This window comes from Actinomadura kijaniata NBRC 14229, assembly GCF_001552175.1.
In the GTDB taxonomy this organism is placed as follows: Bacteria; Actinomycetota; Actinomycetes; order Streptosporangiales; family Streptosporangiaceae; genus Spirillospora; species Spirillospora kijaniata.
In genome coordinates, this window is the sequence record NZ_BCQR01000161.1 from 13377 (window position 1) to 27642 (window position 14266).

The window sequence follows — 14266 nt, forward strand, 5'->3', positions numbered from 1 at the left end:
GTGCGGTCCGCCCCTCAGATACCTCTAACGTCGCTGTGCGGCGGATTACTCCGCCGGCGGGACGATGCTCACGGCGTTACGACCACGGTAACGCCGGAACTCGACAGCGCCCGCGACCAGCGCGAACAGCGTGTCATCGCCGCCGCGGCCGACGCCCGGGCCGGGGTGGAAGTGGGTGCCGCGCTGGCGGACCAGGATCTCGCCCGCCTTCACGACCTGGCCGCCGAAGCGCTTGACACCCAGGCGCTTGGCGTTGGAGTCGCGGCCGTTACGGCTGGACGATGCGCCCTTCTTGTGTGCCATTGTTCGACGCCTCCCTTACTTCCCGGCCTTGATACCGGTGATCTTGACCTGGGTGTACGGCTGGCGGTGACCCATGCGCCGCTTGTACCCGGTCTTGTTCCGGTAGTGCATGATGTTGATCTTCGGGCCCTTGACGGCGCCGACGATCTCGGCGGTCACCTCGTACTTGGCCAGCTCGGCGGCCTTGCTGACCACCTTGTCGCCGTCGACGACCAGGATGGCCGGGAAGCTGACCGTGTCACCGGCGTCACCGGTGAGCTTGTCGACGAGCAGTTCGTCGTCGACCGCCACCTTCTCCTGGCGGCTGCCTGCGCGGACAATCGCGTACACCGCGGAAACCCTTCGTCTGCGCGCGCTTCCGGAGTCAACCGGTCCCACGCGTGGTTGAACACCAGCCCCCAAGGTTTGGGGGCCTACCACCGGCCGGGGCCGATGGCGGCACGCCTCAGGAGAGGTCCCCTGGGCGCTCTCTGCTGGTCCCGCCTGGATCGGCGGGAGGCACACCCGTGAGATCCGGTGAGGGATCGGGTGCAAGTCGAGACAACGCGCTCACGGCGCGCCGACCTCCAAGGTTACCGGATGGCCGGACCCGAACGCGAACCGCGCCCGGACCCGGCCGTTCCGGAGCCTTTACTCGGCCGCGACGTCGGCGGGAGCCTCGGTCTCGGCCTTCTTGACGGTGCGGCGGGTGCGGCGGCGACGGCCGTTGCCCGCGGTGGCGGCCTCCTCGGCGGCCTCGCCGTTGAGGTCGGCGGGAACCGGCTCGTCGGCCTCCAGCGTCCCCGGCGCGGCGTCGGCGGCCTCGGCGGCGGCGTCGGCCGCCTCCACCACAGCCTCGGCGCCCTCGTCTTCGGCGGCGACGGCCTTGGCCTTCCTGGCGCGGGTGGCCCGCTTGGCCTTGGGCTTGGACTCGGGCCTGGCCTCGGCGGCCGGGGCGTCCTCGGCCTTCGGCTCCTCGGCCGGGGCCTCCTCGGCCCTGGCGCCCTCCCGGCCCTTCTCCTGCTGGGCGAGCTTCTCCTCGACGGCCTTCTCCACCTCGCCCTTGCGCTTGCGGCGGCGGCTGCCGTCCTTGCCCTGGCCGGACTTGTCGGCCTTGGGCTCGACCGGGGTGAGCTGGACGTGGATACCGCGGCCGTTGCAGCACTCGCAGGTCTCCGAGAATGCCTCCAGCAGGCCCTGCCCGACCCGCTTGCGGGTCATCTGGACCAGGCCGAGGGAGGTGACCTCGGCGACCTGGTGCTTGGTGCGGTCCCGCGACAGGCACTCCACCAGGCGGCGCAGCACCAGGTCGCGGTTGCTCTCCAGGACCATGTCGATGAAGTCGACGACGATGATGCCGCCGATGTCGCGCAGCCGCAGCTGGCGGACGATCTCCTCGGCCGCCTCCAGGTTGTTGCGGGTGACCGTCTCCTCCAGGTTGCCGCCCTGACCGGTGAACTTGCCGGTGTTGACGTCGATGACCGTCATGGCCTCGGTGCGGTCGATCACCAGCGAGCCGCCGGAGGGCAGCCACACCTTGCGGTCCAGGGCCTTGGCGATCTGCTCGTCGATGCGGAACCCGCCCAGCACGTCGCCGTCGCCGGTCCACTTCTCGACCCGGTCGGCCAGGTGCGGGGCGACGTACTCGACGTACTCGGAGACGGTGTCCCACGCCTCGCCGCCCTGGACGACCAGCTTGGTGAAGTCCTCGTTGAAGATGTCGCGGACCACGCGGATGGTCAGGTCCGGCTCGCCGTACAGCAGCGACGGCGCGGACGCGGACTTGACCTTGGACTGGATGTTGTCCCACTGCGCGGCCAGCCGCGACACGTCGCGGGCCAGCTCCTCCTCGGTCGCGCCCTCGGCGGCGGTCCGGACGATCACCCCGGCGTTCTCCGGCATGATCTTCTTGAGGATCTGCTTGAGGCGGCTGCGCTCCTTGTCGGGCAGCTTGCGGCTGATGCCGGTCATCGAGCCGTCCGGCACGTACACCAGGTAGCGGCCGGGCAGCGAGACCTGGCTGGTCAGGCGGGCGCCCTTGTGGCCCAGGGGGTCCTTGGTGACCTGCACCAGCACCGACTGGCCCGACTTCAGCGCCGACTCGATGCGGCGCGGCTGGCCCTCCAGCCCGGCGACGTCCCAGTTGACCTCGCCGGCGTACAGGACGGCGTTGCGGCCCTTGCCGATGTCGACGAACGCGGCCTCCATCGACGGCAGGACGTTCTGGACCTTGCCCAGGTAGACGTTGCCGACGTAGGACTGCTGGGTGGCGCGGTTGACGTAGTGCTCGACCAGGACGTCGTCCTCGAGCACGGCGATCTGGGTGCGCTCGCCCTCCTGGCGGACGACCATGACGCGTTCCACCGCCTCGCGGCGCGCCAGGAACTCCGCCTCGGTGATCACCGGCGGGCGGCGGCGGCCCTGCTCGCGGCCCTCGCGGCGGCGCTGCTTCTTGGCCTCCAGCCGGGTGGAGCCGCGCACGGCCTGGACCTCGTCCTCGACGGCGCGGGACTCGCGCACGTGGACGACGGTGTTCGGCGGGTCGTCGGGGGTCACGGCGGGCTCGGCGTCGGCGCCGCCGGTCCGGCGGCGGCGACGGCGGCGTCGGCGGCTGGTGCCGTCGGCGTCCTCCGCCTCCTCGGCGGGGGCCTCGGCGGGCTCGGCGGGCTCCGCGGGCTCGGGCTCCTCGGCGGCCTGCGGCTCCTCGGCGGCCTCGTCCTCGCCGCCCTCCTTGCCGGTGCGTCCCCGGCCGCGGCCGCCGCGACGGCGGCGACGGCGCGAGGGACGGTCGTCGGACTCGTCGTCCTCGGCGTCGTCGGCGAGCTCGGCCTCGTCCTCGGGCCCCTCCTCGTCCTCCTTGACCTCGTCCTTGCGGGAACGGGCGGGAGGGGTGGCGGTGGGCTGCGGCGGCTGGAAGACCACCATCGGCGGCTGGAAGGTCACCGAGGGGACGCCGGGGGCGGCCTCCTCGTCCTCGTCCTCCTCCTCGTCGGCGACGACGGGCACCGGCGGCGCGGGAACGGCCGGGGCCGGGGGAACGGCGGACGCGGCGTCCCGCTCCTCGGGGGCCTCCTCGGCGGCCTTCTCCGCGGCGGGCGCGGCGGTGCGCTTGCGCGTGCGGCGCGCGGGCTTCTCGGTCGGCTTCTCGGTGGCGGCCTCCGCCTCGGCGGGCTTCTCGGTGGGCTTGTCCTCGACCGGCTCGGGCTCTCCGGCGGGCTTGCGGCTCCTGGCCGTGGTCTTGCGGGTCCGCGTGACCTTCTTGGCGGGCGGCTCCTCGGCCGGCGCGGCGGGCCTGTCCTTCTCCTCCACCGGAACCGCGATCACCGCCGGGGTGTCCTCGACGTCCGGCGGCGGCCCGGCGGGGCGGCTGGCGGCGCGCTTGCGGGTGCGGGTCACCCGGGTCACCCCGGTGGACGCCGTCCCGGCGGCGGCGCCGCTCGACGTGGGCGTGTTACTGGTATCGGTGCCTTCGGCCGCGGCCGAATCGGCGTCGTTCTCAAGCATGCGGGCAATCTCCCGTCAGGTTCCCGGGCGCGACCGCGCCGTTCCGCCGAAGGGGCGGATACGGTGCGGTGCGCCGCACGGGAACACTCCGTCAATCGTCGGTGCCGCCGCGTCCGGGCCGTTGCCCGGGCACGACGACGAAGTCGTCGGGGGCGCGCCCGCCGTCCCCTGAGGGCCGGTTCCGTGCTGCCACGGCTTCGGCCCGACGATCAGGCGCTGACGGCATCCGCGCTCGCGGCGCCCGGGTTTCCGAGCACAGCACCGCCCGCCGCCCCGGCGTCGTCGCCGGCCGGCTGCGTGTTGCGGTCGGGATCCAGTGGATCCGCGAGGTCACCGGTGTCCGGGTCCAGGGGCCCCTGCGCCAGCCTGGTCACCAATGGCGGTGACGGCGGCGCGAGGTCGGCGACCTGACGCAGTCCGGTGAGGATGTCGTCGGGTCGTACGGCGGGTGTGGTGTGCCGCACAACCATTCGAAGTATCGCACAAGGGGCATCGGACGCCTCCACGGCTCGCCGGTCCAGCCCCATGGCGGACACGGCCGAGCGCGCGTCGAAACGGCGACGACCCTTCTTGGTGAGGCGTTCCACCTCGACGCTCTCGGCGGCCAGGAAGGCGTTCACGGCCCGTTCGGCGCCGTCGGGTGCGACACCGTCCAGCCTGATCCGCCATTCGGACGCCTCAAGCCGGTCGGCGAGGGCGCTCGGCTTGCCCGACCCCGGCGGCACGATCACGACATCGCAGATGTCGATCCCGTCCGGCAGGGCCGCGTCGAGCTCGTCTCGCACCCGCGCAGGGTCGCGGGGCTCGGTGAGCCCGAGTTCGAGGTATTCGGCCTCGCTGGCCACCCCGGTCGCCGCCGCACCCGTATACGAGATCTTCGGGTGCGGAGTGAATCCGGCACTGAACGCGACGGGGATCCCGGCACGCCGTACGGCGCGTTCCACGGCCCGGGAAATGTCGCGGTGGCTTGTGAACCGCAGCCTGCCTCGCTTGGCGTAGCGAACTCGCAGGCGCTGGGTCACGGGGGCCGGTGCAGGACCCTCCGGCATGGGAGCCAGGGCAGTAGTCCTTCCTACTCGCATCGAGTCGAAAACGTCTCTCTATAGAGTACGGCTATTGGACGCGTCCGTGACCGCCCGCACTCCCCCGTGCGCTCCGGGCCGTCCCAGACCGGCGGAAACAGGCCCTTCCCCCGCCCACTCCCCTCCAACATGACGTGATGTAGATCACATATCACAGCCGCGTGTCCGGAAGGCGCGCGGCTTCGGGAGCGGACGGTCCCGGGCGGCGGCCCCCTCAACGGCGAAGCGGCGGTCCGCGCCGGAGGGCACGAACCGCCGCGTCGGGCGTTCTCGCAGGTCAGACCACTGACAGCGGCAGCAGCTTCTTGCCGGTGGGGCCGATCTGGATCTCGGTGCCCATGGTCGGGCAGACGCCGCAGTCGTAGCAGGGGGTCCAGCGGCAGTCCTCGACCTCGGTCTCGTCGAGGGCGTCCTGCCAGTCCTGCCACAGCCACTCGCGGTCCAGGCCGGCGTCCAGGTGGTCCCAGGGCAGGACCTCGACCTCGTCGCGCTCGCGGGTGGTGTACCAGTCCAGGTCCACCGGCTCGTCGGCCAGGGCCTTCTCGGCACACCGCAGCCAGCGTTCGTAGGAGAAGTGCTCCGACCAGCCGTCGAAGCGGCCGCCGTCCTCCCACACCGCGCGGATGATCCCGCCGACGCGGCGGTCGCCGCGCGACAGCAGGCCCTCGATCACCGACGGCTGGCCGTCGTGGTAGCGCAGGCCGATGGAGCGGCCGTACTCCTTGTCCTGCCGCAGGGTGTCCTTGAGCAGGCGCAGGCGGCGGTCCACGGTCTCGTGGTCGGTCTGCGCGGCCCACTGGAACGGGGTGTGCGGCTTGGGCACGAACCCGCCGATCGACACGGTGCAGCGGATGTCCCGGCGGCCGGTGGCCTCCCGGCCGGCCTGGATGACGCGGCGGGCCATCCCGGCGATCTCCAGCACGTCCTCGTCGGTCTCGGTCGGCAGGCCGCACATGAAGTACAGCTTGACCTGCCGCCAGCCGTTCTCGTAGGCGGTGGTGACGGTGCGGATCAGGTCGTCCTCCGACACCATCTTGTTGATCACCTTGCGCATGCGCTCGGAGCCGCCCTCGGGCGCGAACGTCAGGCCCGAGCGCCGCCCGTTGCGGGAGAACTCGTTGGCCAGGGTGATGTTGAAGGCGTCCACGCGGGTCGAGGGCAGCGACAGGGAGGTGTTGGTGCCCTCGTACCGGTCGGCCAGGCCCTTGGCGACCTCGGCGATCTCGCTGTGGTCGGCCGAGGACAGGCTGAGCAGGCCGACCTCGGTGAAGCCGGACTCCTTCAGGCCCTGGTCGACCATCGCGCCGATCGTGGTGATCGAGCGTTCCCGCACCGGACGGGTGATCATGCCCGCCTGGCAGAACCGGCAGCCCCGGGTGCAGCCGCGGAAGATCTCCACGCTGAACCGCTCGTGCACGGTCTCGGCCAGCGGGACCAGGGGCTTCTTGGGGTAGGGCCAGCTGTCCAGGTCCATGACGGTGTGCTTCTCGACCCGCCACGGAACGCCCGGCCGGTTCGGCGCGACGCGCTGGATGCGCCCGTCCGGCAGGTAGGACACGTCGTAGAACTTCGGCACGTACACGCCGCCGGAGGCCGCCAGGCGCATCAGCAGCTCGTCGCGACCGCCGGGACGCCCCTCCTCCTTCCACTCCCGGATCACGTCGGTGACCGCGAGAGCGATCTCCTCGCCGTCGCCCAGCACGGCCGCGTCGAGGAAGTCGGCGATCGGCTCGGGGTTGAACGCCGCGTGCCCGCCCGCCAGCACGATCGGGTGCTCGTCGCCGCGGTCGGCGGCGTGCAGCGGGATCCCGGCCAGGTCCAGGGCGGTCAGCAGGTTCGTGTACCCCAGCTCGGTCGAGAAGCTCACGCCCAGCACGTCGAACGCCGCCACCGGCCGGTGCCCGTCCACGGTGAACTGGGGGATCCCGTTCTCCCGCATGACGGCCTCCATGTCCGGCCACACCGAGTAGGTGCGCTCGGCCAGCACGCCGTCCCGCTCGTTCAGGATCTCGTAGAGGATCTGCACGCCCTGGTTGGGCAGCCCGACCTCGTAGGCGTCCGGGTACATCAGCGCCCACCGGACCCTCGCCTCGTCCCAGTCCTTGACCTGGGAGTTCAGCTCGCCGCCGACGTACTGAATCGGCTTCTGCACGCTCGGGAGCAGCGGCTCCAGGCGTGGGAAGAGCGACTCGACAGGCATGACGGTGTCCTCCAGTGCTGTGGACGGGGGGATAGACCTTCAAGCGTACCGCCGCGGCGTCAGTCGAACGTCCGCCGCCGCAGGTGCACGGCCTGGAGCAACCCCACCGCGATCATGTTGGCGAAGGTCGCCGAGCCGCCGTAGGACACGAACGGCAGCGGCAGCCCCGTGATCGGCATGATGCCGATGGTCATGCCGATGTTCTCGAACGTCTGGAACGCCATCCAGCACACCACCCCGCTGGCCACCAGCACGCCGAACGTGTCGGCGGCCTGGAGCGCGATGCGCAGGCCCCGCCACAGCGCCACGCCCAGCAGCAGCACGATGACCGCCCCGCCGACGAAGCCGAGCTCCTCGCCCGCGACGGTGAAGATGAAGTCGGTCTGCTGCTCGGGGACGAAGTGGCCGCCGGTCTGCTCGCCCTGGAACAGGCCCTTGCCGGTCACCCCGCCCGAACCCACGGCGATGCGGGCCTGCATGGCGTTGTAGCCCGCGCCGCGCGGGTCCGCCGACGGGTCCAGGAACGCCGTGAACCGCGCGATCTGGTACGGCTTCAGCAGCCCGAGGAAGACCACCGCGCACGCCGTGAGCACTCCCCCGCCGACCAGCCCGACCAGCCAGCGCTTGCGCACCCCGGAGATCGCCAGCATGCCCAGCACCACCGCCCCGAACACCAGCGTGGTGCCCAGGTCCGGCTGCAGCATGATCAGCGCGGCGGGCACCCCGGCCAGCACCAGCGACAGCAGGATGTCGCGGGGCGACGGCCCGACCTCGCCGTCGCGCGGCTCGCCCAGGATCATCGCCAGCAGCACCACCAGGCCGACCTTGGCGAACTCCGACGGCTGCACCTGGAACCCGCCGCCGATCACGATCCACGAGTGCGACCCGTTGATCGTCTCGCCGAGCGGGGTGAGCACCGCGACCAGGCCCACGCACGCCAGCCCGTACAGGATCGGCGCGTAGGCGCGCAGCAGCCGGTAGTCCAGGAACGTCACCAGCGCGCCCAGCCCGAACCCGATCACCAGGTTCAGGACGTGGCGCTTGAGGAAGCTGTTGGGGTCCTTGCCGTGCTCGATCATCAGCTGGAACGTCGCCGACCGCACCAGCAGCGCGCCCAGCACCGACAGCACCGTCACGACCAGGATCAGCGTCCAGTCCAGCCGCTTCAGCCCGGCCGCGCGCCGCCGCCAGATGTTGGGGTCCCGGTACCCCTCGACCGTTCCCACGCCCGTGCCGAGCATCAGGGCTTCCTCCCGCTGTCCTGGCGGAGCTTCGGCAGGGTGGCGGGCAGCTTCCCGTCCTTGAGGGCGGGCTGTTTGCCCTTCAGGCCGTACATCGTCTCGTAGATCTCGCGGACGGCCGGGGCGGCGGTGCCGCCGCCGGTGCCGCCCTGCGACACCATGACCACCACCGCGAACTGCGGCTTCTTCGCCGGGGCGTAGGAGGCGAACCAGGAGGTGTCGCCCTTGCCCCAGACCTCGCCGGTGCCGGTCTTCCCGGCGATCTGGACCTTGTCCAGCGGGAAGTCCTGGAACACCCCGCGGGCGGTGCCCTCCTTGGTCACGCCCTCCAGGCCGGACCGGATGTACTTCAGCACGTGGGCCGGCACCGGCAGGCGCCCCGGCGGGGGCGGGTCGATGCGGCGGGCGACGGTGCCGTCGGGCCGCACGACCGCCTGCGCGACGCGCGGGACGACCAGGCGGCCCCCGTTGGCGACGGCGGCGTAGGCGCGGGCCAGTTGCAGCGGCGTGACCAGCACGTCGCCCTGCCCGATCGAGAAGTTCGCCGCCTCACCGGCCCGCCACACATAGCCCTCGGCGCAGTTCTCGGCGGCGACGGACTTCAGGTAGGCGGCGCGCGAGGGGTCGCTCTTCTCCAGCTCGGGGTAGCCCTCCTTGGCGGCCTTGCAGTCGGACTTCTTGGTGATGTTCCAGTAGTCGCGCTTCCACTGGCGGTCGGGGATGCGTCCGTCGGCCTCGCCGGGGACGTCGATGCCGGTGCGCTTGCCGAACCCGAAGTCGCGGGCCATCCGGACCATCGGGTCCTTGGGGTTCTTGCCGGGCTTCATGCCGCCGTCGCGCAGCCACTGCTCGTAGGCGAACTTGTAGAAGATCGTGTCGCAGGACACCACCAGGGCGCGGCGCAGGTTCATGCTGCCGTGCGCCCGGCCCTCGTAGTTGCGGAACGAGCGGGCGCCGACCTTGAACGACCCCGGGCACGGGTAGGTGCCGTGCAGGTCGTAGCCGTCGCGCACCGCCGCCGCCACCGAGGAGATCTTGAACGTGGAGGCGGGCGCGTACTGGCCCTGGGTGACCCGCGAGATCAGCGGCTCGCCCTTCTTCTTGCCCAGCAGCGCCTCGTACTCGTCCTGGGAGATCCCGCCGGTCCAGACGGCGGGGTCGTAGGTGGGGTAGCTGGCCATCGCCACGACCCGGCCGGTCTGCACGTCCATCACCAGCGCCGCGCCCGCGTCGGCCTTCTCGCCGCCCGACCGCGCCTTCTTGATCGCGTTCTCCAGGGCCTTCTCGGCGGCTCCCTGGATCTTCGCGTCGATGCTGGTGACCAGCGTCCCGCCGGAGACCGGCGCCTTCTCGGTGGCGGTGCCGGTGACGCGGCCCTGGCTGTCGACCAGGACGCGCCGGTAGCCGGACTCGCCGCGCAGGTCGGCGTCGTAGATGGCCTCCAGCCCGTCGCGGCCGATCAGGTCGACGGCGCTGTAGCCGGTGACCTTCAGTCCCTTGCGCCGGTCCATCTCCTCCTGGGTGATCGGCTGGAGGTAGCCCAGGGCCTGCACGGGGCGGGCCCCGTCCGGGCCGGGGTACTCGCGCACCGCCTGGAGCTGCGCGGTGACGCCGGGGAAGTCCTCCTGCCGCTCCATGATCTGCAACGCGCGCTTGGGGTCGGCCCGGTCGTCCACCGGGATCGGCTGGTAGGGCGAGCCGGGCCAGCAGGGGCGCTTCACCGTGGGCGAGCACAGCCGGGTCTTCAGCTCCAGGGCCTCGCGGGTGGTGCCGAGGGTCCGGGCGAGCCGCTCCAGCACGGCGCGGCCCCGGTCCTTCTGACGGGACAGGGACGTGCGGTCCACCGACACGACCAGCGCGGTGCGGTTGCGGACCAGCGGCTTGCCGTTGACGTCGACGATCAGGCCGCGGACGGCGGGCACGACGATGTCGCGGGTGCGGTTCTCGGCGGCGACCTGCCGGTAGTGCGCGCCGTCGAGGACCTGCATCGTCCACAACCGCCCCATGAGCACCAGCAGCATCACCCCGACCATGACGTACAGGACGAGCAGCCGGAAGTGGGTGCGGGAGTTCACAGGCGGGTCCCCCTCCCCGACATCGCGCGGTAGCGGGCCACCGGGAGCGAGAAGCGGTCCTTGCGGTCACCGCGTTCGTACCGCCGATGGACGCGCAGGATCGCCCACACCACGAACGGGCTGGCGATCACGTCGTAGAGGACCTGGAGCGGCACCGCCCGCGACACGATCGCCCAGGAGGCGCGGGGGTCGCCGAGCATCATGCCGGTGACGGCGTACAGCACGGTCCCGGCCAGCGCGCCGACCGCCACCGCCAGGAACGGCACCAGCGACTGCCGGTTCATCTCCGCCGACGCCAGCCCGCACACGTACCCGATCAGGCAGTAGACCAGGGCGTAGCGGCCGATGGTGTGGTCGGCGGGCGGGATGATGTCGGCGGCCAGCCCGGCGCAGAACCCGGCGACCATCCCGGTCATCGACCCGTTGACCAGGGCCAGCGCCACCACCGTCAGCAGCACCAGGTCGGGGATGACGCCGCCGGGAAGCGGCAGCCGGTTGGCGACCGACACCTGCAGGATCAGCGCGACGACCGCGACCAGCACGGTCACCACGGTGCGGCCGGTCGGCGACGGCTCTGGCGCGTTCAGCACGTGTCTCAGTCCCCCGTGGACGGCCGGGCGGAGGGCTTCCTCCGGTCGGCGTCCTTGTCGTCTTTCTCGTCCTTGTCGTCTTTCTTGTCGTCGGGCCGGGCGCTGGGGCTCGCCGACGGGGTGACGCTGGGTTTCGGTGAGGGGGGCAACACCGAGTCCCGTGGGTCCTTCTTGGGCGGCTCGACCACGACCGCGACCACGTCCAGGCTGGTGAACCGCGCGAACGGCCGCACGTAGGCGGTGCGGGTCAGTCCTCCGACGGGCCGGTCGATGCGCTCGACGACGCCGATCGGTACGCCCGGGACGTAGGGGCGCTCGCCCTGCGAGCCGAGGGTGACCAGGCGCTGGCCGACGCGCATCGGGGCGTCGGCGTCCAGCAGCTGGTACCGCAGCGGGGTCTGCCCGCCGCCGCCGAGCCCGCGGCGGCCCCGGCCCTGCACGATCCCGATCTCCTTGGAGTCCTCCAGCCGCGCCCCGACCGTGGAGGTCACGTCGGTGGCCAGCAGCACCGTCGCGGTCGCGGGCCCGACCCGGGTGACCCGGCCGACCAGGCCCTCGGCGGCGATCACCGTCATGTCGCGGCGGACGCCGTCCCGGCTGCCGATGTCGATGGTGACGGTGTCCTCCAGGCCCTGCCCGGCGGAGATCACCTGCGCGGCGCGGATCCGGTAGCCGCCGACCCCGGCGGTGCCGAGCAGCCGGTCCAGCTGGTCGGCGCGGCTCTGGTTCAGCCGGTTGGCGCGCAGCTGCTCGCGCAGCCGCTGGTTCTCCCGGGCCAGGTGTTCGGCGCGGCGGCGCTGGTCGGGCGCGTCGGTGATCGCGTCGAAGGTGTTGCCGACCGGGCGCACCACGGCGGCCGAGGCGCGTTCCACCGGGCCGAACACGGTCGCGCCCACGCTGCGCAGCGCGCGCAGCGGCGAGTCCGCCCCGCCCCGGTAGTCAATCGTGATCATCAGGAGTGCCGCGCCCAGCAGCGCCCCGAGGACCACACGGCTGCGCCGGGTGTCGTTCACCCGCCGACCTCCCCGTTGTCTGTGCGATCCGGATGGGTGCTCAGTGCCGCGACTCGGGGACGAGCACCTGGCGCAGCGAGTCGAAGTCCTCGACGCACTTGCCGGTGCCCAGCACCACCGAGTCGAGCGGGTTGTCGACCAGGTGGATCGGCATGCCGGTCTCCTCGCGCAACCGCTCGTCCAGGTGCTTGAGCAGCGCGCCGCCGCCGGTCAGGGCGATGCCCCGGTCCATGATGTCGCCCGACAGCTCGGGCGGGCACTTGTCCAGGGTGGTCTTGACCGCGTCGACGATCGAGTTGACCGGCTCCTCGATGGCGCGGCGCACCTCCTCGGCGGAGATCACCACGGTCTTGGGCAGCCCCGACACCAGGTCGCGGCCGCGGATCTCGGCGTGCGGCTCGTCCTCGCCGCCGGGATAGGCCGACCCGATCGCCATCTTGATCTCCTCGGCGGTGCGCTCCCCGAGCATCAGGGAGTACTCCTTCTTGGAGAACGCGATGACGGCCTGGTCCAGCTCGTCGCCTCCGACGCGGACCGACTGGCTGGTGACGATGCCGCCGAGGGAGATGATCGCGACCTCGGTGGTGCCGCCGCCGATGTCGACGACCATGTTGCCGGTGGGTTCGTAGACGGGCAGCCCGGCGCCGATCGCGGCGGCCATGGGCTCCTCGATGATGTAGACGCGGCGGGCCCCGGCCTGGTAGCCGGCCTCCTTGACCGCGCGCTGCTCCACCCCGGTGATCCCGCTCGGCACCGCCACCACGATGCGCGGTTTGGCGAAGTGCCGACGTTTGTGCACCTTCTGGATGAAATAGCGCAGCATGCGCTCGGTGACGTCGAAGTCGGCGATCACGCCGTCCTTGAGCGGACGGACCGCGACGATGTTGCCGGGAGTGCGGCCGATCATCCGTTTGGCCTCGATGCCCACCGCGACGATCTTGCCGGTGTTGGTGTTGATCGCGACGACGGAGGGTTCGTTGAGCACGATGCCGCGTCCGCGCACGTACACCAGCGTGTTGGCGGTACCCAGATCGACCGCCATGTCACGGCCAAGAAACGACAGCTTGTTACCCATGAAGAAAGGGAGCCCTTCATGCTTGTCGGGCGTGCAGAGCGGCTTGCCCATCGTAACGTGCCCAACGGGTCTCACATAGCCATCCCTCGGTGAAGATCGAACCGAATGTCGGCCAGTGACCTGCCGTTCTTCCTAAAAAACACACGCGGGCCGGAGATGTCCGGCCCGCGTGTTGTCGGTGCGCCCGCCGGCGCGCCGTGGATCAGCCCAGTTCGGGGAAGAAGATCTTGATCTCGCGCTCGGCGGACTCCGGCGAGTCGGAGCCGTGCACGATGTTCTCGCCGATCTCCAGCGCGAAGTCGCCGCGGATCGAGCCGGGGACGGCCTCGACCGGGTTGGTGGCGCCGGCCAGCTGACGGAACGCCTTGATGGCGTTGGGGCCCTCGGCCACCAGCGCGACCAGCGGGCCGCCGGTGATGAACTCCACCAGCTCGCCGAAGAACGGCTTGTCGGCGTGCTCGGCGTAGTGGGCCTCGGCGGTCTCGCGGGCCAGGTTCTGCAGCTCCAGCGCCACGAGCTTCAGGCCCTTGCGCTCGATCCGGGAGATGACCTCGCCCACGACGCCGCGGCGAACGCCGTCGGGCTTGACCAGGATGAGAGTGCGCTCGGACACGGGTGATTCTCCTCAGGGAAACGAAGGAACGGGTGACGCGCGCCCCGCGTCCGGCGGGGGGCGTGGCCGCCGTGCGGCCTGCACCTCTGCGCGCCGAATCCTACCCGTCTCAAAGGTCGGGAACGTTCGCGGCGCGGGCCGCGCGGGCCGCGCGTGCCCACGCGGCGGTGAGGACGAGGACGAGGACCCCCGCGACGACCAGCCAGAGGCGGTAGCCCGCCAGCAGGCCGTACAGGCGCTGGGCCTCGGTGGCGGGGGCGACGCGTTCGAGCTGGCCGACCTGGAGGGACAGCACCAGCAGCTGGCCGGTCAGCACGGCCGGGAAGCACAGGGCCAGGCCGAACAGGGCCGACCCGACGCCCGCGTCGCGCAGGGACGCGGCCAGGGCCGCGCCGAGGCCCGCGCCGAGCGGGACCAGCGGGAGCAGCAGCGCCCAGGGGGCGCCGGTGGCGTCGACGGCCAGGCCCAGCAGCACGCCGGTCACGACCAGTCCGTGGCCGGTGAGGACGGCGGCGCGGGCGGCGGCGCGCGACAGCCGCACGGTGAGCAGCGCGCCCAGCAGCGCGGCGAGGGCGGCCGCGACGAACGGCG

12 protein-coding genes are annotated in these 14266 nt (G+C 71.9%); all 12 read right to left on the reverse strand.

All coding sequences use genetic code 11. The annotated features are described in order from the left end of the window. Positions 1 to 45 precede the first annotated feature (45 nt). Positions 46 to 303, reverse strand: a complete 258-nt coding sequence (gene rpmA, locus AKI01S_RS38160; protein ID WP_067829511.1) for a 50S ribosomal protein L27 — start codon at positions 301 to 303, stop codon at positions 46 to 48. Positions 304 to 318: 15 nt separating this feature from the next. Next, the gene (rplU, locus tag AKI01S_RS38165) at positions 319 to 633 is read right to left on the reverse strand and encodes a 50S ribosomal protein L21 (RefSeq protein WP_067829513.1); all 315 of its coding nucleotides are present in this window, start codon (positions 631 to 633) and stop codon (positions 319 to 321) included. A gap of 300 nt (positions 634 to 933) precedes the next feature. Further along, a complete protein-coding gene (locus AKI01S_RS38170) occupies positions 934 to 3786 on the reverse strand; it encodes an Rne/Rng family ribonuclease (RefSeq protein ID WP_067829516.1) in 2853 nt (950 codons plus the stop codon). 209 nt (positions 3787 to 3995) lie between these two features. Continuing rightward, entirely contained in the window at positions 3996 to 4835 is an 840-nt protein-coding gene (locus AKI01S_RS38175) for a TIGR03936 family radical SAM-associated protein (protein WP_067829519.1), read from the reverse strand. Between the two features lie 310 nt (positions 4836 to 5145). Next, the gene (locus AKI01S_RS38180) at positions 5146 to 7068 is read right to left on the reverse strand and encodes a TIGR03960 family B12-binding radical SAM protein (protein ID WP_067829522.1); all 1923 of its coding nucleotides are present in this window, start codon (positions 7066 to 7068) and stop codon (positions 5146 to 5148) included. Between the two features lie 59 nt (positions 7069 to 7127). Next, a complete protein-coding gene (gene rodA / locus AKI01S_RS38185) occupies positions 7128 to 8309 on the reverse strand; it encodes a rod shape-determining protein RodA (RefSeq protein WP_067829525.1) in 1182 nt (393 codons plus the stop codon). After that, positions 8309 to 10384, reverse strand: a complete 2076-nt coding sequence (gene mrdA / locus AKI01S_RS38190) for a penicillin-binding protein 2 (RefSeq protein WP_067829527.1) — start codon at positions 10382 to 10384, stop codon at positions 8309 to 8311. Before mrdA ends, rodA begins: the two co-directional genes overlap by 1 nt. Further along, a complete protein-coding gene (gene mreD / locus AKI01S_RS38195; RefSeq protein ID WP_067829530.1) occupies positions 10381 to 10974 on the reverse strand; it encodes a rod shape-determining protein MreD in 594 nt (197 codons plus the stop codon). Before mreD ends, mrdA begins: the two co-directional genes overlap by 4 nt. A 5-nt stretch (positions 10975 to 10979) precedes the next feature. Continuing rightward, positions 10980 to 11987 (reverse strand): rod shape-determining protein MreC, encoded by a 1008-nt coding sequence (mreC, locus tag AKI01S_RS38200; protein ID WP_067829532.1) that lies wholly within the window; start codon positions 11985 to 11987, stop codon positions 10980 to 10982. A 40-nt stretch (positions 11988 to 12027) separates the two neighbouring features. Next, positions 12028 to 13062 (reverse strand): rod shape-determining protein, encoded by a 1035-nt coding sequence (locus tag AKI01S_RS38205; protein ID WP_067829535.1) that lies wholly within the window; start codon positions 13060 to 13062, stop codon positions 12028 to 12030. Between the two features lie 202 nt (positions 13063 to 13264). Continuing rightward, a complete protein-coding gene (ndk, locus tag AKI01S_RS38210) occupies positions 13265 to 13675 on the reverse strand; it encodes a nucleoside-diphosphate kinase (protein WP_067829538.1) in 411 nt (136 codons plus the stop codon). 109 nt (positions 13676 to 13784) lie between these two features. Then, positions 13785 to 14266: hypothetical protein (locus tag AKI01S_RS52065; protein ID WP_218009981.1), on the reverse strand; the 482-nt coding region annotated here is incomplete at its 5' end.

What these genes read in the sequence shown, in the direction of transcription:
- rpmA (WP_067829511.1), bottom strand. Translation starts at nt 303, where the DNA reads ATGGCACACAAGAAGGGCGCATCGTCCAGCCGTAACGGCCGCGACTCC.
- AKI01S_RS38170 (WP_067829516.1), bottom strand. Translation starts at nt 3,786, where the DNA reads ATGCTTGAGAACGACGCCGATTCGGCCGCGGCCGAAGGCACCGATACC.
- AKI01S_RS38175 (WP_067829519.1), bottom strand. Translation starts at nt 4,835, where the DNA reads ATGCCGGAGGGTCCTGCACCGGCCCCCGTGACCCAGCGCCTGCGAGTT.
- AKI01S_RS38180 (WP_067829522.1), bottom strand. Translation starts at nt 7,068, where the DNA reads ATGCCTGTCGAGTCGCTCTTCCCACGCCTGGAGCCGCTGCTCCCGAGC.
- rodA (WP_067829525.1), bottom strand. Translation starts at nt 8,309, where the DNA reads ATGCTCGGCACGGGCGTGGGAACGGTCGAGGGGTACCGGGACCCCAAC.
- AKI01S_RS38205 (WP_067829535.1), bottom strand. Translation starts at nt 13,062, where the DNA reads ATGGGTAACAAGCTGTCGTTTCTTGGCCGTGACATGGCGGTCGATCTG.